Source organism: Mycobacterium sp. 2-64, assembly GCF_035918375.1.
In the GTDB taxonomy this organism is placed as follows: Bacteria; Actinomycetota; Actinomycetes; order Mycobacteriales; family Mycobacteriaceae; genus Mycobacterium; species Mycobacterium intracellulare.
In genome coordinates this window covers 4,994,843-5,017,281 of record NZ_CP142361.1, presented here as the reverse complement: position 1 = coordinate 5,017,281, position 22,439 = coordinate 4,994,843, and the positions used below count along the sequence as shown (strand labels likewise).

The 22,439-nt window shown below is 69.9% G+C and carries 22 protein-coding genes; 15 read left to right on the top strand and 7 right to left on the bottom strand.

The features are described 5' to 3' along the window. Nucleotides 1-3: 3 nt before the first annotated feature. Entirely contained in the window at nucleotides 4-795 is a 792-nt protein-coding gene (locus tag QGN31_RS23500) for an MBL fold metallo-hydrolase (protein WP_008263349.1), read from the top strand. A gap of 168 nt (nucleotides 796-963) precedes the next feature. Here QGN31_RS23500 and crp read toward each other — a convergent pair whose 3' ends face one another. Beyond that, entirely contained in the window at nucleotides 964-1,638 is a 675-nt protein-coding gene (gene crp / locus QGN31_RS23495) for a cAMP-activated global transcriptional regulator CRP (protein WP_007772229.1), read from the bottom strand. A 103-nt stretch (nucleotides 1,639-1,741) separates the two neighbouring features. Continuing rightward, nucleotides 1,742-2,137, bottom strand: a complete 396-nt coding sequence (locus tag QGN31_RS23490; RefSeq protein WP_225323758.1) for a hypothetical protein — start codon at nucleotides 2,135-2,137, stop codon at nucleotides 1,742-1,744. A gap of 173 nt (nucleotides 2,138-2,310) precedes the next feature. Between QGN31_RS23490 and nth the strand changes: the two genes are divergently transcribed. Genes nth through marP form a run of 4 tightly spaced genes read left to right on the top strand, consistent with a single transcriptional unit; the run spans nucleotide 2,311 to nucleotide 5,711 of the window. After that, the gene (gene nth, locus QGN31_RS23485) at nucleotides 2,311-2,991 is read left to right on the top strand and encodes an endonuclease III (RefSeq protein WP_041785355.1); all 681 of its coding nucleotides are present in this window, start codon (nucleotides 2,311-2,313) and stop codon (nucleotides 2,989-2,991) included. Between the two features lie 19 nt (nucleotides 2,992-3,010). After that, the gene (locus QGN31_RS23480) at nucleotides 3,011-3,658 is read left to right on the top strand and encodes a TlpA family protein disulfide reductase (protein WP_008263360.1); all 648 of its coding nucleotides are present in this window, start codon (nucleotides 3,011-3,013) and stop codon (nucleotides 3,656-3,658) included. Nucleotides 3,659-3,687: 29 nt separating this feature from the next. Further along, nucleotides 3,688-4,506 (top strand): NUDIX hydrolase, encoded by an 819-nt coding sequence (locus tag QGN31_RS23475; RefSeq protein ID WP_014941185.1) that lies wholly within the window; start codon nucleotides 3,688-3,690, stop codon nucleotides 4,504-4,506. Nucleotides 4,507-4,517: 11 nt separating this feature from the next. Beyond that, complete coding sequence (gene marP / locus QGN31_RS23470; RefSeq protein WP_008263368.1) at nucleotides 4,518-5,711, top strand: acid resistance serine protease MarP; 1,194 nt, start codon at nucleotides 4,518-4,520, stop codon at nucleotides 5,709-5,711. Here the strand turns inward: marP and QGN31_RS23465 are convergent. Continuing rightward, nucleotides 5,704-6,675 carry an alpha/beta fold hydrolase gene (locus QGN31_RS23465; RefSeq protein WP_008263370.1) on the bottom strand — a complete coding sequence of 324 codons (972 nt, stop codon included), beginning with the start codon at nucleotides 6,673-6,675 and terminating at the stop codon, nucleotides 5,704-5,706. The genes marP and QGN31_RS23465 overlap by 8 nt on opposite strands. Continuing rightward, complete coding sequence (locus tag QGN31_RS23460; RefSeq protein ID WP_014381700.1) at nucleotides 6,676-7,194, bottom strand: phage holin family protein; 519 nt, start codon at nucleotides 7,192-7,194, stop codon at nucleotides 6,676-6,678. Between the two features lie 237 nt (nucleotides 7,195-7,431). Here QGN31_RS23460 and QGN31_RS23455 point away from each other — a divergent pair, with 237 nt between their 5' ends. Next, nucleotides 7,432-8,130, top strand: coding sequence for a peptidase (locus QGN31_RS23455; RefSeq protein ID WP_020188338.1), 699 nt, complete (start codon nucleotides 7,432-7,434; stop codon nucleotides 8,128-8,130). A gap of 10 nt (nucleotides 8,131-8,140) precedes the next feature. Here QGN31_RS23455 and acs read toward each other — a convergent pair whose 3' ends face one another. After that, nucleotides 8,141-10,096 (bottom strand): acetate--CoA ligase, encoded by a 1,956-nt coding sequence (gene acs / locus QGN31_RS23450; protein WP_014941186.1) that lies wholly within the window; start codon nucleotides 10,094-10,096, stop codon nucleotides 8,141-8,143. A gap of 248 nt (nucleotides 10,097-10,344) precedes the next feature. On the opposite strand from acs, the gene QGN31_RS23445 reads away from it, so the two are divergent. Further along, complete coding sequence (locus QGN31_RS23445) at nucleotides 10,345-10,887, top strand: DUF4232 domain-containing protein (RefSeq protein ID WP_170320642.1); 543 nt, start codon at nucleotides 10,345-10,347, stop codon at nucleotides 10,885-10,887. Between the two features lie 5 nt (nucleotides 10,888-10,892). Here the strand turns inward: QGN31_RS23445 and QGN31_RS23440 are convergent, their stop codons facing one another. After that, nucleotides 10,893-11,714: an LppU/SCO3897 family protein gene (locus tag QGN31_RS23440; RefSeq protein WP_014941187.1), complete on the bottom strand. Its 822-nt coding sequence runs from the start codon at nucleotides 11,712-11,714 to the stop codon at nucleotides 10,893-10,895. An 84-nt stretch (nucleotides 11,715-11,798) separates the two neighbouring features. On the opposite strand from QGN31_RS23440, the gene QGN31_RS23435 reads away from it, so the two are divergent. The 5 genes from QGN31_RS23435 to QGN31_RS23415 are packed head-to-tail and all read left to right on the top strand — an operon-like array spanning nucleotide 11,799 to nucleotide 17,624. Then, nucleotides 11,799-13,427 (top strand): peptide ABC transporter substrate-binding protein, encoded by a 1,629-nt coding sequence (locus QGN31_RS23435; protein WP_014941188.1) that lies wholly within the window; start codon nucleotides 11,799-11,801, stop codon nucleotides 13,425-13,427. Between the two features lies 1 nt (nucleotide 13,428). Continuing rightward, nucleotides 13,429-14,355 carry an ABC transporter permease gene (locus QGN31_RS23430; protein ID WP_014941189.1) on the top strand — a complete coding sequence of 309 codons (927 nt, stop codon included), beginning with the start codon at nucleotides 13,429-13,431 and terminating at the stop codon, nucleotides 14,353-14,355. After that, nucleotides 14,348-15,223, top strand: coding sequence for an ABC transporter permease (locus QGN31_RS23425; protein ID WP_009954813.1), 876 nt, complete (start codon nucleotides 14,348-14,350; stop codon nucleotides 15,221-15,223). Before QGN31_RS23430 ends, QGN31_RS23425 begins: the two co-directional genes overlap by 8 nt. After that, on the top strand, nucleotides 15,220-16,839 hold the full coding sequence (locus tag QGN31_RS23420) for a dipeptide ABC transporter ATP-binding protein (RefSeq protein WP_014941190.1): 1,620 nt from the start codon (nucleotides 15,220-15,222) through the stop codon (nucleotides 16,837-16,839). The genes QGN31_RS23425 and QGN31_RS23420 overlap by 4 nt, the downstream gene beginning before the upstream one ends. Nucleotides 16,840-16,865: 26 nt before the next feature. Next, a complete protein-coding gene (locus tag QGN31_RS23415) occupies nucleotides 16,866-17,624 on the top strand; it encodes a hypothetical protein (RefSeq protein WP_008263395.1) in 759 nt (252 codons plus the stop codon). A gap of 446 nt (nucleotides 17,625-18,070) precedes the next feature. On the opposite strand, the gene QGN31_RS23410 is transcribed toward QGN31_RS23415, so the two are convergent. Further along, entirely contained in the window at nucleotides 18,071-18,928 is an 858-nt protein-coding gene (locus QGN31_RS23410) for an HAD-IB family hydrolase (protein ID WP_008263396.1), read from the bottom strand. 499 nt (nucleotides 18,929-19,427) lie between these two features. On the opposite strand from QGN31_RS23410, the gene ssd reads away from it, so the two are divergent. From ssd to QGN31_RS23395, 3 genes are read left to right on the top strand one after another with little or no spacing between them, the layout of a single operon-like run. Next, entirely contained in the window at nucleotides 19,428-20,480 is a 1,053-nt protein-coding gene (gene ssd / locus QGN31_RS23405) for a septum site-determining protein Ssd (RefSeq protein ID WP_043955583.1), read from the top strand. Then, nucleotides 20,477-21,640, top strand: a complete 1,164-nt coding sequence (locus QGN31_RS23400; protein ID WP_014941192.1) for a TadA family conjugal transfer-associated ATPase — start codon at nucleotides 20,477-20,479, stop codon at nucleotides 21,638-21,640. The genes ssd and QGN31_RS23400 overlap by 4 nt, the downstream gene beginning before the upstream one ends. Continuing rightward, on the top strand, nucleotides 21,637-22,437 hold the full coding sequence (locus QGN31_RS23395; RefSeq protein WP_014941193.1) for a type II secretion system F family protein: 801 nt from the start codon (nucleotides 21,637-21,639) through the stop codon (nucleotides 22,435-22,437). The genes QGN31_RS23400 and QGN31_RS23395 overlap by 4 nt, the downstream gene beginning before the upstream one ends. Nucleotides 22,438-22,439 lie beyond the last annotated feature (2 nt).

Below are 22,439 nucleotides of genomic sequence, written 5' to 3'. Positions count from 1 at the left end.
GTCGTGACCGAGGTTGCCGAGCCGCCGACCCACCCCGCATACGGCAGGTTGCGGGCGGTCACCGACACGGTCTCGGTCCTGTTGGCCGACAACCCGGGCCTGATGACACTGGAGGGCACCAACACCTGGGTGCTGCGCGGGCCGCGGAGCGACGAGCTGGTCATCGTGGATCCCGGCCCCGACGACGACGAGCACATCGCGCGGGTCGCCGCGCTGGGGCGCATCGGTTTGGTGCTGATCAGCCACCGGCACGGCGACCACACCGACGGCATCGACAAGCTCGTCGAGCGCACCGGCGCGACGGTCCGGTCGGCGGGCAGTGGCTTTCTGCGTGGGCTGGGCGGCGAGCTGGTCGACGGCGAGGTCATCGATGCGGCCGGACTCAGGATCAAGGTCATGGCCACCCCCGGCCACACCGCCGATTCGCTGTCCTTCGTCCTCGACGATGCCGTGCTGACCGCCGATACGATCCTGGGCCGCGGCACCACGGTGATGGACTCCGAAGACGGCAGTCTCACCGACTATTTGGAATCGCTGCACCGGTTGCGGGGGCTGGGCCGCCGCGCCGTGCTGCCCGGGCACGGGCCGGAGCTGTCCGACCTGGAGGCCGTCGCGCGCGGATACATTGCGCACCGGCATGAGCGGCTGGAGCAGGTGCGATCCGCGCTGCGCGAGCTCGGCGAGGACGCGGGGGCCCGCCAGATCGTCGAGCACGTCTACGTCGACGTCGACGAGAAGCTGTGGGATGCCGCCGAATGGTCGGTGCAGGTGCAGCTGAACCACCTGCGCGGCTAGCGCGGAGTCGCCCCGGCGAGCGTTCGCGAGCGTAACGCCATTGCGAAATTGAGCGCCGCAAATTGCAGCCACGAAGCGCTCGCAGACCAGGATTGCGCGCGCGCTTCGCGCGCGCTTACCTCGCTCGGGGTGGGATTCTCGCTCGGTCGCGCCCGCGTTACGCCCGCGCTACCTCGCTCGGCGCGCGAGCCTCTCGGAGTCGGAGATCAGCACGCTCTTGCCCTCGAGGCGGATCCAGCCGCGGTGGGCGAAGTCGGCCAGCGCCTTGTTCACCGTCTCGCGGGAAGCCCCCACCAGCTGGGCGATCTCCTCCTGCGTCAGGTCGTGGGTGACCCGCATGGCGCCACCTTCCTGGGTGCCGAAACGCTGGGCGAGCTGCAGCAGCTGCTTGGCCACCCGGCCGGGCACGTCGGTGAAGATGAGGTCGGCCAGGTTGTTGTTGGTGCGGCGCAGCCGTCGGGCCAGCACCCGCAACAACTGCTCGGCGATCTCGGGGCGATCGGCGATCCACGCCCGCAGCGCGTCGCGGTCCATCGACACCGCACGCACCTCGGTGATGGTGGTGGCGCTGGAAGTCCGCGGACCCGGGTCGAAGATCGACAATTCGCCGAACATGTCCGACGGGCCCATGATCGTCAGCAGGTTCTCGCGTCCATCGGGCGAGCGGCGACCGATCTTCACCTTCCCCGCGACGATGATGTAGAGCCGATCCCCCGGTTCCCCCTCAGCGAAGACTGTGTGTCCGCGGGGGAAGTCGACGGGTTGCAGCTGCTTGGTCAGCGCCGTGACCGCGCCGGGCTCAACCCCTTGGAAGATTCCTGCCCTTGCCAGGATCTCGTCCACGTTGCCTCTTCAACTTTCCCAGAAAATTAATGTATACGGGCAGGCTGATCCCTTGCTCGCGTGACGAGTCTAGAGGAACGCCATTGTGTCTAACGTGCCAACGCTACACACGATTGGCGTGTCGAGGTGCCCTAAATTGCGGATTGACGTGCGAATGGCCGTGGATTCGCGTCGGCAGGGTCATCTCGTCGCGGTCGACGAAGCCGACGGCGAATGACGGCGCGGCGTGGCGCGGCCCGTCGTTGCGCCCCGTCAACGCGGGGCCGGGCAGCTGCCGGGCCTCGCGTCGATGCAGGTATTCGAGCGCCTCGGGCATGCCCTCGGAGGCCAGCGTGCGCATGTCGACACCGCCCGCGCGTTCGAGAAACTCGTCGACATCGGCCACCGCCAGGGGGGCACGGGTGAGCTCGGATTCGAGCCGCCCCAGACCCAGCGCCGCGAGCATCAGCAGCACCGGAACCCCGGCCACCAGCAACCATGACACACGAAGAGTAAACATGGCCTTGCATCAACACGAGGTCTCGGCGAGATCACGAAATCAGTACTCTGTCGTAGGTGACAGTGGCAAAGTCGTCCAGGCGTTCGAAGTCGACGCCGGCCCAGCCCGATGGCGTCGACGCCGGGCGCTGGTCGCAGGAATCCCGAGTGGCCCTGGTGCGGCGGGCGCGGCGGATGAATCGTGCGCTGGCACAAGCGTTTCCCGATGCGCACTGCGAGCTTGACTTCACCACGCCGCTGGAACTGACCGTCGCCACCATCCTGTCCGCGCAGAGCACCGACAAGCGGGTCAATCTGACGACGCCGGCGCTGTTCAAGCGGTATCCGTCGGCGCTGGATTACGCCCAAGCCGACCGCGCCGAACTGGAAAACCTGATCCGCCCGACCGGGTTCTTCCGCAATAAGGCGTCCTCGCTGATCGGCCTTGGGCAGGCCCTGGTCGAACGGTTCGACGGCGAGGTGCCGCCGACGATGGCCGAACTGGTCACCCTGCCCGGCGTGGGCCGCAAGACCGCCAACGTCATCCTGGGCAACGCCTTCGGGATCCCCGGCATCACCGTCGACACCCATTTCGCGCGGCTCGTGCACCGCTGGCGCTGGACCGCGGACAAGGACCCGGTCAAAATCGAGCACTCGGTCGGCGAGCTCATCGAGCGCAGCGAGTGGACGATGCTGAGCCACCGGGTGATCTTCCACGGCCGCCGGGTCTGCCACGCGCGCAAACCCGCATGCGGCGTCTGCCTGATCGCCAAGGATTGCCCCTCCTTCGGGCTGGGTCCCACCGAGGCGCCGCTGGCCGCGTCGCTGGTGAAGGGCCCGGAAACGGAGCACCTGCTGGCGCTGGCCGGGCTCTAAGCACCCGGGGCAGGAGACGTTGAGCCGGACGACCCGCTGGACCATCGCGATTCTGGCGGTGGTGGTGGCGCTGATCGCGGCGCTGGTGGCCCAGCTGCGCGACAACTCCGCCACGCCGGGGACGCCGGCGACCGATCGTGCGGCGGCGAACCGGGAACACCGCGACGCCGATACCCCCGCCGCGCTGGCGGGTCCGCGGCAACGCGCCGGCCTGGCGCCCTGTCCCGCCGCCGCAAGCGGTCCCGGTCCCGAGGCGCTGCGCGGCGTGACCGCCGAATGCGCCGCCGACGGTTCGGTTGTCGACGTCGCGCGCGCGGTCGCCGGGCGCCGGGTGGTCCTCAACTTGTGGGCATATTGGTGCGCGCCGTGCGCCGCCGAACTGCCCGCGATGGCCGAGTATCAACGACGGGTCGGTTCGGACGTGACGGTGGTGACGGTGCATCAAGACGAGAACGAGACCGCCGCGTTGCTGCGGCTGGCCGAGCTCGGCGTTCGGCTGCCGACGCTGCAGGACGGCCGGCGCCGGGTCGCGGCCGCGCTGCGGGTGGTAAATGTGATGCCCGCGACGGTGGTCCTGCGGCCGGACGGTAGCGTTGCGCAGACGCTGCCGCGCGCTTTCACCACTGCCGACGAGATCGCCGCGGCGATCGGAACCGACAGGGGATAAGCGGAAAAATTGAACCGACTGGAGGGGCCGTGAGTGCTGGGGGTTCGCCCCTGCGGAATGGGGACCCCGCCCCCGCGCGCGGGACCGTTCCGCTGACACCTGATGCCTGCCCGTCCTGGCTGCGTCCGCTGGTCGACCACGTTGACGACGTCCCCGACGCGGCCCGGCGCCGCCTGCCGGCCGACGTGCTGGCGATGATCACCACCAAGGCCGCGTCGGCGGTCACCACCCTGCGCGGAGCCGCCCGCGACGCCGCGGTCCTGGTGTTGTTCTCCGGCCCGCAATCCGGCCCGTCCGGTGGCGGCCCGCCCGACGACGCCGACCTGTTGCTCACCGTGCGGGCGTCGACCTTGCGCCACCACGCCGGCCAGGCGGCATTCCCCGGCGGCGCCGCCGATCCCACTGACGACGGCCCCGTGGCCACCGCCCTGCGCGAGGCCCATGAGGAAACCGGAATCGAAGTCAGCAGGCTTCATCCCCTGGCCACCATGGAGCGGATGTTCATCGCGCCCTCGCAGTTTCACGTCGTGCCGGTGTTGGCGTACTCGCCGGACCCCGGTTCGGTGGCCGTCGTCAACGAGGCCGAGACGGCGATCGTCGCGCGAGTTCCGGTGCGCGCCTTCATCAATCCGGAAAACCGGTTGATGGTGTACCGCGGCGACCTCGGCCGCCGATGGGCCGGCCCGGCGTTTCTGCTGAACGAGATGCTGGTCTGGGGATTCACTGGCCAGGTGATCTCCGCACTGCTCGACGTCGCCGGCTGGGCGCAGCCATGGGACACCGCCGACGAGCGGGAGTTGGACGCGGCGATGGCGCTGGTCGGTGACCGGGGTGAGCCCCGCCGATGAACATGAATTCGATGACCCCGTCGCAGTGGTTGGATATCGCAGTGCTGGCGGTCGCCTTCATCGCGGCGGTCTCGGGTTGGCGGTCCGGGGCGTTGGGGTCGCTGCTGTCGTTCGTGGGGGTGTTGCTCGGTGCCATCGCGGGGGTGTTGCTTGCGCCCCACCTCGTCAGCCACATCGCCGCGCCGCGCGCCAAATTGTTTGCGGCACTGTTCTTGATCCTCGCGCTCGTCGTCATCGGCGAGGTCGCCGGCGTGGTGTTGGGACGCGCCGTCCGGGGCGCGATCCGCAGCCGCTCGATCCGAACCCTCGACTCGGTGATCGGGGTTGGGGTGCAGCTCGTCGTGGTGCTGACGGCCGCGTGGCTGTTGGCGACGCCGCTGACCCAGTCGAAGGACCAGCCCGAGCTGGCCGCAGCGGTCCGGGGTTCGCGAGTGTTGGCTCAGGTCAACGAGGTAGCGCCGCCGTGGCTCAAGACGGTGCCCAAGCGGCTGTCCGCGCTGCTGAACACCTCCGGGTTGCCCGCGGTGTTGGAGCCGTTCAGCCGCACTCCGGTCATCCCGGTCGCCTCGCCCGACCCCGAGCTGGCCCGCAACCCGGTGGTGCAGGCCACCGCCCCCAGCGTGGTCAAGGTCCGCAGCCTGGCCCCCAGCTGCCAGAAGGTGTTGGAGGGCAGCGGATTCGTGATCGCACCCGACCGGGTGATGACCAATGCGCACGTGGTGGCCGGCTCCAACAGCGTTCAGATCTACGCCAGCGGCAATCCCCTCGACGCCACCGTGGTGTCCTACGATCCGTCGGTCGACGTCGCGATCCTGGCGGTTCCCAACCTGCCGCCGCCACCGTTGCCGTTCGCGCAGACCGAGGCGAAGACGGGTGCCAGCGTCGTCGTGCTGGGGTATCCCGGCGGGGGCAACTTCACCGCGACCCCGGCCAGGATCCGGGAGCTGATCAAGTTGAGCGGCCCCGACATCTACCGGGACCCGGCGCCGGTCACCCGCGACGTCTACACGATCAGAGCCGGTGTGGAGCAAGGCAATTCGGGCGGACCGTTGATCGACCTCGACGGCCACGTGCTCGGGGTGGTGTTCGGCGCGGCCGTCGACGACCCCGACACCGGCTTTGTGCTGACCGCCGATGAGGTGGCCGGTCAGCTCGCCAAAATCGGTGACACGCAGACGGTGGGCACCGGGTCCTGCGTCAGTTGATGCCGGCCCGGGAGCCGTGCACCTGTTCGAGGAACCTCATCAGGTGCCTGTTGACTTCCTCGGGGGCCTCTTCGTGGCTGAAATGCCCTGCGCCCGCGATGGATACGTAGCGCCCCTGCGGCGCGTAACGTCGCGTCCGATCGACCGGGTCGGCCAGCACATAGGGATCCGCCTCACCGCGTAGGTGCAACAGCGGCACACTGAGCCGCTGGCACATCGATTTCATGAACCGCCTGCCTTCGTCGCGCAGCTGGCTTCGCGCCGCCCAGCGCTGGTATTCCAGCGCGCAGTGCGCGGCGCCCGGGATCTGTATCACCGTCCGCAGGTGGCCGATGGTCTCGGAAAAGTCCTCGGATGCAAGCCATTTCGCGCAGCTGCGGCTTCGGACCAGGCGTTCGATCTCGGCCGCGTCGTCGCGGGTCAGCAGGCGCTCGGGCCACAACGGCACCTGGTAGGGGAGCAGGGTCTGCAACAGCGCATAACCCTGGTCGCGGCGCGTCAGCGTGGAGCGCCGCAATGCCGCCGGGTGCGGCGAGCTGATCAGCGCGATGGCCGACACCAGCCGCGAATGCAGCAGCGCGGTGGCCCAGCAGGCCAACCCGCCGTCGGCGTGGCCGACCAACGTCGCCGAGGAGTGCCCCAGCGCCCGGATGAGCCCGGCCGTGTCCCCGGCCAGCGTCCACCCGTCGTAGCCGCGGGGCGGCTTGTCGCTGCCGCCGTAGCCGCGCAGGTCGACGGCGACCACGCGGGCGCCGGTCAGGCCGCGCAGCTGATGACGCCAGGACCACCAGAACGAGCCGAATCCGTGCAACAGCATCACCAACGGCCGCGCCGTCGGCGGCAGTCCACCGGCGTCGCGGGCGCTAACGGCCTCGACGACGTGAAAGCGGATGCCGTTGGCGTGCACATCCAGGTGGCGCCACGGCCCGTCGATGCGGGTTACCGACGGATCGGGCGGCGGCATCTACCCACCCGAAGGATCGCCGGCGGCGTCGCGCTTCGCGTGCCTGCCGTGGCTCCCGGTGAGTTGCTTGTCATGGCCCGGGGTGAGCGCGGTGCGGGTCTCCTTGACCGATTCGATCGTCTCGCGCGGCCCCCGAATCCGGCGGACCTTGAGGAAGCCCAGCAGGGCCAGCACGGCGCCGACCACCACCATGATCCCGAAGACGATCAGGTACGCCACCCAGCGCCACAGCCAGGTGTCGAGCAGTTCGGCGACGAAGAAGAAGAAAAAGAAGGTGGAGTAAAACAGCACCACCAGCGCGGCGATGAAGAAGACGCTACCGGTGAGGCCCTTTTTGACGTCGCGGGTAATTTCGGCGCGGGCAAGTTCGACTTCGGCGCGCACCAGGGTGGAGACCTGGGTCGTCGCGTCCTTGATCAGGTCGCCGATCGACGACTCGGCGGGCTTGGCGTGCGGGTCGGTCAACGGGATCGTGGTCAGCGTGCTGGGCACGCCGTTCTTGCCATCGGCTTTGCTCACAGACCGTCCTCTTTCGTTGTCGCCAGGCTCGCTGTCGTCGCGGTTTATGTTGCCATGTGGCGCCTGGACAGGAGAAGGCAGACGAGGCCAGCCGAACCCCGCGACCGCCCGGTGGCCAGTTGGGTTCGGCCAGAACGCGGTCCGCACAGACGCGCGGCAGGAGCGAACCTGGCTGCCCGGCCGATTACACTCGTCCACGCCGGTCGCGATGTCCGGCCGACCGATGGGAGTGAGGCTGTGCGGAGGGCGCACCGATGCTTCTTGGTGGCGATGGTTTCCCTGCTGGTGGCCGTGCTCGGTTCGCATGCCCACGCCGCCGCCGCTGATGTCAGGATCCCGCTGGGGGGCGGCGCGGGCATCGTTGTCAACGGCGACACCATGTGCACGCTGACCACCATCGGTGGGGACGCCGCGGGCGAGCTCATCGGTTTCACCTCCGCGCACTGCGGGGGTCCGGGCGCGCAGGTCGCCGCCGAGGGCGCGGAAAACGCGGGCGTCTTGGGCACCATGGTCGCCGGCAACGACAACCTCGACTACGCGGTGATCAAGTTCGATCCGGCCAAGGTGACCCCGGTGGCGAACTTCAACGGTTTTTTGATCAGCGGCATCGGTCCGGACCCGGCCTTCGGTGAGATCGCCTGCAAACAGGGGCGCACCACCGGCAATTCGTGCGGCGTCACCTGGGGGGCGGGCCAGACCCCGGGCACCATCGTGATGCAGGTCTGCGGCCAGCCCGGCGATTCCGGCGCGCCGGTGACTGTCAACAACGAACTGGTCGGGATGATCCACGGCGCGTTCAGCGACAACCTGCCGACGTGCATCGTCAAGTACATCCCGTTGCACACCCCCGCGGTGGTCCAGTCCTTCAACGCGATCCTGGGCGACATCAACGCCAAGCACCGCCCCGGTGCGGGGTTCAGCCCGCTGCCGGCCTGATCGTCACCGGCTACTTCGCCGCCCTGATCGCGTCGAACACGCCGGGATCGAGCAGCGTTGACGTGTCGCCCAATTCGCGGTTTTCGGCGATGTCCCGCAACAGCCTGCGCATGATCTTGCCGCTGCGGGTCTTGGGTAGCTCGGGCACCACGTGCACCTCGCGCGGGCGTGCGATGGGGGAGATCTCCCGGGCCACCTCGACGCGCAGGTCGTCGACGATCCCGTCATGCACCTCGAAGTCCGCGCACAAGACGACGAACGCGCAGATGGCCTGGCCGGTCGTCTCGTCGGTCGCGCCGACCACCGCCGCCTCGGCCACCGCGGCGTGGCCGACCAGCGCCGACTCCACCTCGGCCGTGGAGAGCCGATGCCCCGACACGTTCATCACGTCGTCGATGCGGCCGACCACCCAGATGTCGCCGTCGGTGTCGTAATAGGCGCTGTCACCGGCGAAATACCAGCCTTGCTCGGCGAATCGGGACCAGTAGGTCTCGACATAACGTTGCGGATCGCCCCAAATGCCGCGCAGCATCGACGGCCACGGCTGGTCCAGCACCAGGTAGCCGGTGACGTGCTCGCCCTTGGCCTCGCCCGGTGGGGGCAGCTCCTCGCCGTGGTCGTCGACGATCTTCGCCGAGACACCCGGCAGCGGCCGCATCGCCGAACCCGGTTTGGCCGCAGCGATTCCGGGCAACGGGGAGATCATCGTGGCGCCGGTCTCGGTCTGCCACCAGGTGTCGACGATCGGAAGGCTGTCGGCGCCGATCACCTTGCGGTACCAACGCCACGCTTCGGGGTTGATCGGCTCGCCGACCGAGCCCAGCAGCCGCAGGCTGGTCAGGTCGTGGGCGTCGGGAATCTCGCGGCCCCACTTCATGAACGTGCGGATCAGCGTGGGCGCGGTGTAATAGATTGTCACGCCGTACTTTTCGATGATCTCGAAATGCCGGTGCTGCGACGGGCTGTCGGGTGTGCCTTCGTAGAGAACCTCGGTGACGCCATTGGCCAGCGGGCCGTAGACGCCGTAGGTGTGTCCGGTGACCCAGCCGATGTCGGCGGTGCACCAGAACACGTCGCTGTCGGCCTTGATGTCGAAGACGAAGTAGTGCGTGTAGGCGGCGTGGGTCAGGTAGCCGCCGCTGGTGTGCACGATGCCCTTGGGCTTGCCGGTGGTTCCCGAGGTGTACAGCAGGAACAACGGTTGTTCGGCGTCGAACGGTTGCGGGGTGTGTGCGGGGGAGGCTGCGTCGACGACGTCGTGCCACCACAGATCGCGGTCGTCGTTCCAGGACACGTCAATTCCGGTGCGCCGCACCACAACAACGTGCTCGATGGGGCTGTCCGGGTCCGAGACCGCCTCGTCGGCCGCGTCCTTGAGGGGCGCGGGCTTGCCGCGGCGGAACTGCCCGTCGCTGGTGATCAGCAGCTTGGCGTCGGCGTCGGCGATGCGGGCCTGCAGCGCTTTGGCGGTGAAGCCGGCGAACACCACGCTGTGCATGATGCCGAGGCGCGCGCAGGCCAGCATCGCGATCACGGCCTCCGGGATCAGCGGCAGGTAGATCGCGACGCGGTCACCGGCCACCAGGCCGAGATCGGTCAGCGCGTTGGCGGCCTTGCAGACCTCGGTTTGCAGCTGCGAGTAGGTCAGGCTGCGGTGGTCACCGACGGGCTCGCCCTCCCAATGGATTGCGACCCGATCCCCGTGGCCCGCCTCCACGTGGCGGTCCACGCAGTTGTATGCGACGTTGAGCTTGCCGTCGCCGAACCATTTGGCGAACGGCGCGTCAGACCAGTCCAGCACCTCGGTGAACGGCGTCGCCCAGGACAACCGGTTGGCCTGCTCGGCCCAAAAGGCCAGCCGGTCCCGCTCGGCGTCGCGGTACAGCTCCTCGCCCGCATTGGCCTGTTCGGCGAATCGCGCCGACGGGGGATACGACGAGGGGCCCGCAGAGTTGGTGGCGGTCACTGGCTTCTCTCCTGTGTCGAGGCTGCGCCGTTCGGTGGCGAGCCTAGCCCGGCGACGGCGAGCGCCGCATGGCGCGAGTGAGGAGCCGGGCAATCGGGCCTAGCCCGGCGACGGCGAGCGCCGCATGGCGCGAGTGAGGAGCCGCGCTAGCGGTGTGCGGCCCGGCCGTCTGCGGCGTAGCTGTGCGAGCGGGAATTGCGCGGCCGAATCCGGGGTCAAGGGGTGCCCTCGGGGCGGATAATCACCGTGTGCCGGGTCATGGGCGGAGCATCCGCCGACTAGCCCCCAGCTTTGCCGCGGCCGCAACGACTTACGCCGCCGCCACAGTGCTGGGGTGGCCCGCGTCGGCCATGCCGGCCGACACCGTCGACGCGCCGACACCGTGCTGGTCGGACCAGATCGCCGTATCCGCCTCCCCGACGGAGGGTGCGGTGGGGCACCGCGCGGTGACCCTGATCTTCACCCTCGCCGGCGGCGCGGAGCCCTGCACCATCGCCGGATACGCCGGGGTCGACTCCGGCGCCGGCGGCCCATTGGTGCACGCCCGGCCCACCCCGCGCGGATATCTGGGCGGCCTGCCGGCCGGCGTCAACGTCGCGCCCGCCGTCATCCTGTCCATCTCGACCCAGGGCCAGGCGATCGTCGAGGGCATCGCCGTCGACGGCGAGGGAAAGCCGTGCCCCACCTACACGGACCTGCTCGTCAATCCGCCCGGCACCACCAACGTCGTGACGGTGTCGGCCACCATCGAGGCCTGCGAGTTGCAGGTGCATCCCGTCACCGCGGTCTGAGCGATTCAGCCGGCCCTGGCCAGGCAGTAGACCCGCGCGGGGCTGGGGTAGGAATTCGCCTTAGTCCCTGCAGGGCAGTGGGTTTCGTCCACGCTGCCGTCGATGCGCTTGAAAACCTTGAACGTGGCTAAGCGCGGGTTGTCACAGTCGGCCGGCGTCCAGGTGGCCGTCGTGGTGGGATCCGTCTGCAGGTAACAGTGCCCTTCGATGAGGTTGGCGATGAAACACAACGTGTGGGCGTTGTTGGTGAGGCGTGAATAGACGGAGCCATCGCGCTTGCCGTCCGGGCAGGTCGCCGTCGGTCCCTCGTCGGCGGCGAGCTCGAACGTCGCAACGGGGTTGGCGCAGTCAGACGGTGACTTCAACGAACCCATGCGCACCTCGAACTCCGAGAAACACTGGCCGACCTTGGGTACCGCGGCCGAGCCCGACGTTGATGCCTGGCCGATGGTGTGCGATCCCCGCCGGTCGTCGTGCGACGCGAACCGGGCGATTTTCCCCAGAATAGCCAGGCCGCTCAGCGCCAGCAGGACGGCGCCGACGGCGATCAGCGCGGTGCCCGACTTCCCCGCCGCCGGCCGTGGCGGGTAGCCCGGATACGGCGGCGGGGTCGGGTACGGGCCCGGATATCCGGGCGGGGGCGGCGGATAGGGATAGCCGGGGTGATAGGGCGGCGGGAGCGGCGGGGTCTGCCGACGGGCGCGGGAGCGCCGCGCAAGTCCGATGATGAGAAGCGTCAACCCCGTCGCCGGAAGCCCGAGCAAGAACATCAGCCGGCCGGCCAGCACGGCGGGGGATTCGTCGAGAGCCAGGTACGCGACGACCACCCGAGGATTCTAGGTCGCAGACGCGGCCACGGCACTTCACCGCCCGCACGACTTCAGGCCCTAGGGTCGGGTGTCATGCGTGCGATGCGGACCCCGCCGGCCTTGCTGGCCCCGGTCGTCGCCGCGATGCTCGTGGTCGCTTCGCTGGCCGGATGCGGCGGCGGTGTGCTGAGCCCGGATCTGGTGGTGGTCAACGGCGGCGAACCGCCCAACCCGCTGATCCCCACCGGCACCAATGACAGCCAAGGCGGGCGAATCCTCGACCGGCTCTTCGCCGGGCTGATGTCCTACGATGCCACCGGCCATCCGTCGCCCGAGGTCGCCCGGTCGATCGACACCACCGACAACGTCAACTACCGCGTCGTCCTCAAACCCGGCTGGACGTTCACCGACGGATCGCCGGTGACGGCCCATTCGTTCGTCGACGCCTGGAACTATGGGGCGCTGAGCACCAATGGCCAACTGCAGCAAAGCTTCTTCAGCCCGATCGACGGCTTCGACGCGGTCGCCGGCCTCACCGGCGACGGCAAGCCGACCGCCACCACGATGTCTGGGCTGCGGGTGATCAACGACCTGGAGTTCACCGTCCGGCTCAAGGCGCCGACCATCGACTTCAGGATGCGGTTGGGACACAGCGCCTTCTATCCGCTGCCGCCGGCCGCCTTTCGGGACATGAGCGCGTTCGGGCAGCACCCGATCGGCAACGGACCGTACCAGCTCGCCGAGGGCCCCGACGGGCCGGCGTGGGAGCACAACGTCCGAATCGACTTGCGGCCCAACCCCGGATATCGCGGCAACCGCCGACCACACAACAAGGGCTTGAGGTTCGAGTTCTACGCCAACCTGGACACCGCCTACGCCGACCTGCTGTCGGGCAACCTCGACGTGCTGGACACCATCCCGCCCAGCGCCCTTCCGGTCTACAAGCGCGACCTCGGCGACAAGGTCACCAGCGGTCCGGCCGCGATAAACCTGAGCCTGGACACCCCGTTGCGGCTACCGCACTTCGGCGGTGAGGAAGGACGGCTGCGCCGTCTGGCGCTATCGGCCGCCATCAACCGGGCGCAGATCTCGCGGCAGATCTTCGTCGACACCCGCAGTCCCGCACGCGATTTCACCGCCCGATCGCTCCCGGGTTTCGACCCGAACATCGCCGGTAACGACGCGTTGGACTTCAATCCCGGGCGAGCGCGGCAGCTGTGGGCGCAAGCCGATGCGATCTCGGCGTGGAGCGGACGCTACGCGATCGCCTACAACGCCGATGCGGGACACCAGGACTGGGTGGACGCGGTGGCCAACAGCATCAAGAACGTGCTGGGCATCGACGCGGCCGGAGCGCCGCAGCCCACCTTCGCGGGCTTTCGCACCCAGATCACCAACCGCAGCATCGCCACCGCCTTCCGCGCCGGATGGCAGGGGGACTACCCGTCGATGATCGAATTCCTCGCGCCCCTTTTCGCCACCGGCGCGGGATCCAACGACGTCGGCTACTCCAGCCGGGAGTTCGACGCCGCGCTGGCGACCGCCGAAGCCGCGGCCGACATTGCGCAGGCCACCAGGCTGGCCAACGACGCCCAGCGAATCCTGTTCCACGACATGCCCGTTGTTCCGCTGTGGAACTACATCAGTGTCCTCGGATGGTCGGCTGAGGTCAGCAACGTCACGGTCACCTGGAACGGGCTGCCCGACTACGAGAACATCGTGAAGGCTTGAGATGGGTTGGTATATCGCGCGCCGGATCGCCGTCATGGTGCCCGTGTTCCTGGGCGCCACGTTGCTGATCTACGGCATGGTCTTCCTGCTGCCCGGCGACCCGTTGGCCGCGATCGCCGGCGATCGCCCGCTGACGCCGGCGGTCGCCGCGCAGCTGCGGGCCCGCTATCACCTCGACGACCCGTTCATCGTGCAGTATCTGCACTACCTCGGCGGCGTTCTGCATGGCGACCTGGGCCGCGCCTATTCCGGGCTACCTGTCAGCGACGTTCTCGCACACGCGTTTCCGGTCACCCTGCGGTTGTCGTTGATCGCGCTCGCGGTCGAGGCGGTGCTGGGCATCGGATTCGGGCTGATCGCGGGCCTGCGCGCGGGTGGCCTCTTCGATTCCACGGTGTTGATCACCGGCCTGGTCATCATCGCGATCCCCATCTTCGTGCTGGGATTCCTGGCGCAGTTCGTGTTCGGGGTCCGGCTCGGCATCGCCCCGGTGACCGTGGGGCAAAGAGCCACCTTCACCCGCCTCCTGTTACCCGGAATCGTGCTGGGCTCGGTGTCTTTCGCCTACGTGGTGCGGCTGACCCGGTCGGCGGTGGCCGCCAACGCGCACGCCGACTACGTGCGCACCGCCACCGCCAAGGGATTGTCGCGACCCCGCGTCGTGACGGTGCACATCCTGCGCAACTCGCTCATCCCGGTGGTGACGTTTCTGGGAGCGGACCTGGGTGCGCTGATGGGCGGGGCCATCGTGACCGAAGGCATCTTCAACATTCACGGGATCGGCGGTGTGCTCTATCAAGCCGTCACCCGGCAAGAGGCTCCCACCGTGGTCTCGATCGTGACCGTCCTGGTGCTGATCTACCTGCTCACCAATCTGATGGTCGACCTGCTGTACGCCGCGCTGGATCCCCGGATCCGTTATGGCTGAGCGGATCCCCGCACGGGGCGGATTCTGGCGCGACACCTGGCGGCGGCTGCACCGGCGCCCGAAGTTCATCGGTGCGGCCCTGCTGATCGCGTTCATCGTCGCCGTCGCGATGTTTCCGGCGCTGTTCACCACCGTCGACCCGACCTACGCCGACCCCGGCCAGAGCCTGCTGCCCGCGTCGCGCGCGCACTGGTTCGGCACCGACTTGCAGGGCCACGACGTGTACGCCCGCACGGTGTACGGCGCGCGCGCCTCGGTCACGGTGGGCCTGGGGGCCGCCGCGATCGTGTTCGTCGTGGGCGGTGCGCTGGGTGCGCTGGCCGGCTTCTACGGCGGCTGGATCGACGCGGTGGTCTCCCGCGTCACCGACGTGTTCTTCGGGCTGCCGTTGCTGCTGGCCGCCATCGTCCTCATGCAGGTCCTGCACCATCGCACCGTCTGGACGGTCATCGCGATCCTCGCGTTGTTCGGGTGGCCGCAGGTGGCCAGGATCGCGCGTGGTGCGGTGCTCGCGGTGCGCGCCAGCGACTACGTGCTCGCCGCTAAAGCGTTGGGGATGAGCAGGTTTCAGATCCTCCTGCGGCACGCGCTGCCCAACGCCTTGGGACCGGTCATCGCGGTGGCCACCATCGCCCTCGGCCTCTTCATCGTGACCGAGGCCACGTTGTCGTACCTCGGTGTGGGATTGCCGACGTCGGTGGTCTCGTGGGGCGGCGACATCAATCTCGCCCAGACGCGGCTGCGGGCGGGCTCACCCATCCTGTTCTATCCCGCCGGCGCCCTGGCCATGACCGTGCTGGCCTTCATGATGATGGGCGACGCGCTGCGCGATGCGCTGGATCCGGCGTCGAGGGCGTGGCGGGCATGAGCGCGGACGCCTCGCCACTGTTGTCGGTGGACGGCCTGGACGTCACTTTCGGCGGCCAGGCCGCGGTGCGCGGCCTGGACCTATCGGTGTTGCCGGGGCAGACCGTCGCCGTCGTGGGCGAATCGGGATCGGGGAAATCCACCACCGCCGCCGCGATCCTCGGACTCCTTCCCCCCGGCGGGCGAATCACCGGCGGGCGCATCGTGTTCGACGGCGTCGACATCTCGGCCGCCGACCGCCGAGCGATGCGTGCGATCCGGGGCCGGCAGATCGGCTACATTCCGCAGGACCCGATGACCAACCTGAACCCGGTGTGGAAGGTCGGCTTTCAGATCCGGGAAGCGTTGCGGGCCAACACCTCCGACTCGCGCACCCGGCAGCGCGCGGTGGAGCTGCTCGCCGCGGCGGGGATGCCGGACCCGGCGAAACAAGCCGGGCGCTACCCGCATCAGCTGTCCGGCGGCATGTGCCAGCGTGCGCTGATCGCGATCGGGTTGGCGGGCCGGCCGCGGTTGTTGATCGCCGACGAGCCGACCTCCGCGCTGGATGTCACGGTGCAGCGGCAGGTGCTCGATCACTTGCAGCGGCTCACCGCCGAACTGGGCACCGCGCTACTGCTCATCACGCACGATCTGGCGCTGGCCGCCGAGCGCGCCGAGTCCGTCGTCGTCGTCCACCGGGGGACCGTCGTGGAATCCGGCGCGGCACGGGCGATCTTGCGGAGCCCGCAACACGAATACACGCGGAGGCTGGTCGCCGCCGCGCCGGCGCTGACGGTCCGGGGTGGCGCGCGGTCGCGTCCCGCAGCGGTGCGTCCGGACGAGGCGGCCGACGACATCCTCGTCGCCTCCGGGTTGACCAAGATCTACCGCGAGCCCCGCGGTGTTCCGTGGCGGCGCAGCGAATTTCGCGCGGTCGACGCGCTGTCGTTTCGGCTGCGCCGGGGAAGCACACTGGCGATCGCCGGGGAGTCGGGGTCGGGTAAGTCCACCCTGGCGCGGATGGTGCTCGGCCTCCTGCCGCCCACGGCGGGCACGGTGGCGTTCGACGGCACCCGGATTGACGACGCGATGCCCCGGGACGCGCAGCTGGCTTTCCGCCGGCGAGTGCAGCCGGTGTTTCAAAACCCTTACAGCAGCCTGGATCCCATGTATTCGGTGTTTCGCGCCATCGAGGAGCCGTTGCGGATTCATCGGGTCGGCGACCGCAGGCAGCGCGCACAAGCGGTGCACCGCCTGGTCGACCAGGTGGCGCTGCCGTCGTCGGTGTTGGAACGCCTGCCCCGCGAACTGTCCGGCGGGCAACGCCAGCGCGTGGCGATCGCTCGAGCGCTGGCGTTGCGTCCCGCGGTGCTGGTCTGCGACGAGGCGGTCTCAGCGCTCGACGTCCTGGTCCAGGCGCAGATCCTTGATCTGCTGGCCGACCTGCAGACCGAACTGGGCCTGGCCTACCTGTTCATCAGCCATGACCTCGCGGTGATCCGGCAGATCGCGGACGACGTCTTGGTCATGCGCGCGGGCCGCGTGGTGGAGCAGGCGCCCACCGAGGAACTGTTCACTCGCCCCGGCCACGAGTACACGCGGCAGCTGTTGGATGCCATCCCGCACGCGCGGTGAATCCGGCGGAGATAGGTTGTCAAGCTGTGACGGCTGATCCTCTGGCGCCCCTGATGGAACTGCCCGGCGTCGCCGAGGCAAGCGACCGCGCCCGCGAGGCGCTGGGGCGCGCCCATCGCCACCGGGCCAACTTGCGCGGCTGGCCCGTGACCGCCGCCGAGGCCGCGCTGCGGGCGGCCCGCGCGTCGTCGGTCCTCGACGGTGGTCCCATCCGGCTCGAGGACCTCGCCGACGCCGGCAAGGTCAGCGATCCGGTGTTCGCGGGCGCGCTTCGGGTGGCGCAGGCGCTCGAGGGCGGCGAAGGCCCCGTCGTCGGCATCTGGCGGCGAGCACCCCTGCAGGCGCTTGCCCGCCTACACATGCTGGCCGCGGCCGACCAGGTCGACGCCGAGCATCTGGGTCGCCCGCGCGGCGATTCCGGCGTAGGTCCGCGGCTGGAGTTGTTGGCGGAGCTGGTGAACGGCCGCACCCAGGCGCCGGCCCCGGTGATCGCCGCGGTCGCGCACGGTGAGTTGTTGACGCTGAAGCCATTCGGCAGTTCCGACGGCGTGGTCGCGCGCGCGGTGTCGAGGTTGGTGACCATCGCCAGCGGGCTCGACCCGCACGGGTTGGGCGTGCCCGAGGTCAGCTGGATGCGCCAACCCGCGGCGTATCGCGACGCGGCACAGGGTTTCGCCGAGGGCACGCGCGAGGGCGTGGGCGCATGGCTGGTGCTGTGTTGCCGGGCGATGCAAGCCGGGGCGAAAGAGGCTCTGGCGATCGCCGACTCGATGTCGAATCGGTAGCTGGCGCAGTAGCCCGAACGCGGGGAAATCGGGCCCGAAAACGTGTAGAGCGGGCGACGTTCCGAATGATCGGTCCGCCGCCCGCTAGCACGGGACTCGGTTACCAAGCGTGCATTTCTGGGCTGCGTGGGTTGGCCTCGGCGATCTCGCGACGCTTCTGGCTGCAGCCCCACCCAAAGGGCCGTCGACGCTTCCGCTCTTCGCAATTACGCAGGCCCGCAACACTTCTGCCATTTTCGCGGCTATGACTCCGCGTGGGTGCCGGGCACCGTGCTGGGCGCCCGGGTCGGGAGATCGAACCTTCTCTTCCGGATCGACCTAGGCCTCACCGGGCTTCCGTGGTTCCTTTGTACTACTAGACCCCTAGCACAGCAAGAGCCAATTCGCGAAATGGCGCCGAATACGTTTTGTATTGCGCGTGTAACGCGTTTGCTGCCGCCGCCGGCTCAGAACGCGTAGCGGCGCAGCAGCGAATAGGTGACCGCGCCGGCGGCCAGCGCGCTGATGCCCACCGCGGCGGTGGTGGCGATCGCCGCGCCCGACGGGGCCGGGATGCGGTCGCGCAAGGACACCGGGCGGGAGAACGACATGACCGGCCAACCGCGCTCGAGGGCTTCCCTGCGCAACCCGCGGTCGGGATTGACGACGCTGGGGTGGCCGACCGACTCGAGCATCGGCAGGTCGGTGATCGAGTCGGAGTAGGCGTAGCAGTGTTCCAACGGATAGCCCTCGCGAGCGGCCAGCTCGCGGATCGCTTGGACCTTGCCCTCGCCGTAGCAGTAGAACGCGATCTCGCCGGTGTACCGGCCGTCCTCGACGACCATGCGGGTCGCCATCGCGTGGGTGGCGCCCAGGGCGCGGGCGATCGGCGCGACGATCTCCTCGCCGGAGGCCGACACGACCACGACGTCGCGCCCGCACAATTTGTGGGCGGCGATCAGATCGGCGGCCTCGGCGAACACCAACGGGGTCACGATGTCGTGCAGCGTCTCGTTGACGATCGACTTGACCTGTTCCACGTCCCAGCCGGTGCACATGTTGGTCATGTGCGCCCGCATCCGATCCATCTGGTCATGATCGGCACCGGAGAGCAGGTAGATGAACTGGGCGTAGCTGGACTTGAGCACGGCGCGGCGATTGAGCAGGCCCTGGGCGAAAAACGGTTTGCTGAAAGCCAGCGTGCTGGACTTCGCAATGATCGTCTTGTCCAGATCGAAGAAGGCCGCCGTGCGGGCGTGGGTAGTGGTGCCTGCCGCTGATTGCCCCGCGGCTGACTGCTCCGCAGCCGGGTCGAAGACGGTCACGGACCCAGCATAGGTCGGCGGTGACGTCGGGCCGCGATCCCGCACCGGAAATGGCCGCTCAGGGCCGTGCGAGGGTCGGCTGACGCCGTGTTTACGCGGCTCAAGGTCATTTTTCAGTAAATGATCTATTGCGTTATTGCGGACTGTCATGTGTATAGTAAGCATTACTCGGCCTGAGCCGAGGGTGTATCAGCCCGACCCCCCGGGGCTGATGCACGACGACCCTCGCCTCCTCCCCCCCTGGCGGGGGTCGTCCCTTTTCTCGGGTCTTTTTGGGCGGTTTCCCCCCGATTTCGGGCGCGTGGGCCGGCCCTCGACGCGTTGCGGGGAATCCGTCCGTCGTCGCTGGCGCACCGCCGCCGCACGTGGTTTGTGCACACTCGCGTCTCTATCCCCAAATCCGCGTTTGGGACTGGTGTGCCAGGTTGGGGCGCTGCACAGTGGGCGGATGACTGGCACTTCCGGAGCACAAGGCGCCCATCACGCGGGTGTGTTGGCGATGCTGGCGGAGCCCGAACTGCGCGCCGAGGTGGAGCGGGTGGCGGCCGCGGCCGGGGTGCGGTTGGTGCATGCCGGCGACGCGGCGCCGGTGAGTCGCAAGACCTGGACGGCGGCGGCCGCCGTCGTGCTGGACGCGCGGGCGGCCGCGCGGTGTGAGCGCTGGGCGCTGCCACGCCGCGATCACGTGACCGTGCTGACGGTGGGCGAGCCCGAGTCGACGACGTGGGCGGCCGCCGTGGGCGTCGGCGCCGAGCACGTGCTGCGACTGCCCGGGCAAGCGGCCGACCTGGTTGGTGCGTTCGCCGAAGCCGCCGAGTCGTCGCGCGACGACGGGTCGCGCGGCCACGCCGTGGCCGTCATCGGAGGCTGCGGCGGGGCCGGCGCCTCGTCGCTCGCGGTCGCCCTTGCTCAGGCCGCCGCCGATGCGCTGCTGGTGGACCTCGACCCGTGGGGTGGCGGCATCGAATTGTTGCTCGGCGGCGAAAACGCGCCGGGCTTGCGCTGGCCGGACCTGGCCCTGCAGGCTGGGCGGCTCACCTGGCCGGCGGTGCGCGATGCGTTGCCGCGACACCGCGGCATCAGCGTGCTGTCCGGAACGCGCCGCGGGTACGAGGTGGACGCCGGGCCGGTGCACGCCATCGTCGAGGCCGGGCGTCGCGGGGCGGTCACCGTGATCTGCGACCTGCCCCGCCGCTTCACCGACGCGACCCAGGCCGCCCTGAGCGCCGCCGATCTGGTCGTGGTCGTCAGCCGCTGTGACGTGCGTGCGTGCGCGGCGACCACCGCGATGGCGCCGGTCCTGGCCGCCACCAATCCCAACGTCGGCCTGGTGGTGCGGGGCCCGTCGCCGGGCGGACTGCGCGCGGTCGAGATCGCCGAGATCGCGGGCCTGCCGCTGCTGGCGGCGATCAAGGCGCAGCCGCAACTCGGCGAGCAGGTCGAACGCGGCGGCCTGCGGTATCGGCGTCGGTCCGCGCCGGCGGTGGCGGCCCGCGAGGTGCTCGGGGTGCTGCCGCCCGTACGGGCGGCGCGGAACGGGCGGGCGGCGTGAGCGGTTCGCTGATCGAACGCGTCCGCGAGCGGCTGGCCGGCGAAGCCGGCCCGCTGGGTCCGTCGGTGGTGGCCGCCGCGATCCGGGCCGAGTCCGGCGGGATGCTCGGCGACACCGAGGTGCTGGCCAATCTCCGCGTGCTGCAGACCGAACTCACCGGCGCGGGCATTCTCGAACCGCTGCTCTGCGCGGACGGTACGACCGACGTCTTGGTGACGGCACCGGACGCGGTATGGGTCGACGACGGCAACGGTTTGCGGCGCACCGGGATTCGCTTCCCCGACGAGGCCGCGGTGCGGCGGTTGGCGCAGCGGCTGGCGCTGGCCGCCGGCCGGCGGCTGGACGACGCGCAGCCCTGGGTCGACGGCGAGCTGTCCGGCATCGGGGCCGGCGGATTCGCGGTGCGGCTACACGCGGTGCTGCCGCCGGTGGCCGCCGCGGGCACCTGTTTGTCGCTGCGGGTGCTGCGGCCGGCCAGCCAGGACTTGGCGGCCCTGACCGCCGCGGGCGCGATCGACCCCGTGGCCGCCGCGCTGGTCGCCGACATCATCGCCGCCCGCCTGGCGTTTCTGGTGAGCGGCGGAACCGGCGCGGGCAAGACGACTTTGCTGGCCGCGATGTTGGGCGCCGTGCCGCCGGCCGAACGGATCGTCTGCGTCGAGGACGCCGCCGAATTGGCGCCGCGGCACCCGCATCTGGTGAAGCTCGTCGCGCGGTGCGCCAACGTCGAGGGCGTCGGCGAAGTCCCGGTGCGCCAACTGGTCCGGCAGGCGCTCCGGATGCGGCCCGACCGCATCGTGGTCGGCGAGGTCAGGGGCGCCGAAGTGGTGGACCTGCTGGCCGCGCTGAACACCGGGCACGACGGCGGCGCGGGCACCGTGCACGCCAACAGCCCCGGCGAGGTTCCCGCCCGCCTGGAGGCGCTGGGCGCGCTCGGCGGCCTCGATCGTGCGGCGCTGCACAGCCAGCTCGCCGCGGCCGTGCAGGTGCTGCTGCATGTCGAACGCGATCGCACCGGCCGGCGGCGACTCGGCGAGATCGCCGTGCTGCAACCGGTTCAGGGGCAGGTCCGGGCGGTCACGGTGTGGCACGCGGATCGGGGGATGACGGACGACGCGCCCCAGCTGCGGCGCGTCCTGCAAAGCCGGATGCCGGCGTGAACGGCCCGCAGGCCGGCGCGCTGCTGTTGGCGCTCGCGCTGGTCATCGGCCGGCCCTCGCCGCGGCGACGGCTGCGGGCGACGGCGCAACCGAGGTGGCGGCTCCCCTCGCGCGGGCTTCGCGGGGTGGCCTGGGTGGCCGTGTGCCTCGGCTGCGCGGGCGTGGCCCTGCTGCCGCCGACGACCGTTCTGTGCGCCGCGGTCGTGGGTGCGACCGTGAGTGTGCGTTACCTCCGTCGGCGCCGCATTCGGCGCGCGACCCGGGAGGGCCACGCGCTGGAAACCGCACTCGATGTGCTCGTCGGTGAACTGCGGGCCGGCTCTCACCCGGTGCGCGCGTTCGGCGTGGCCGCCGACGAGACCCCCGGCGCGGTCGCGGCGTCGCTGCGATCGGTGGCGGCGCGGGCCCGGCTGGGAGCCGATGTCGCCGCCGGGCTGGCCGCCGCGTCGCGCTCCTCGGCACTGCCCGCGCAGTGGGAGCGGCTCGCGCTGTGCTGGCGGCTGGCCAGTGACAACGGGTTGGGGGTTGCGACCCTGATGCGGGCGGCTCAGCGCGATATCGCTGAGCGGCAACGGTTCTCGGCGCGTGTCGCGTCGAGCCTGGCGGGTGCGCGCGCGACCGCGACGATACTGGCCGCCCTGCCGGTGCTGGGCGTGCTACTCGGCCAACTGGTCGGGGCCCGCCCGCTGACCTTCCTGCTGGGCGGGCAGGTGGGCGGGCGGCTCTTGCTGATCGGGTCAACGCTGGCCTGCGGCGGGCTGCTGTGGTCGGACCGCATCGCCGATCGGGTGGCGTGAGG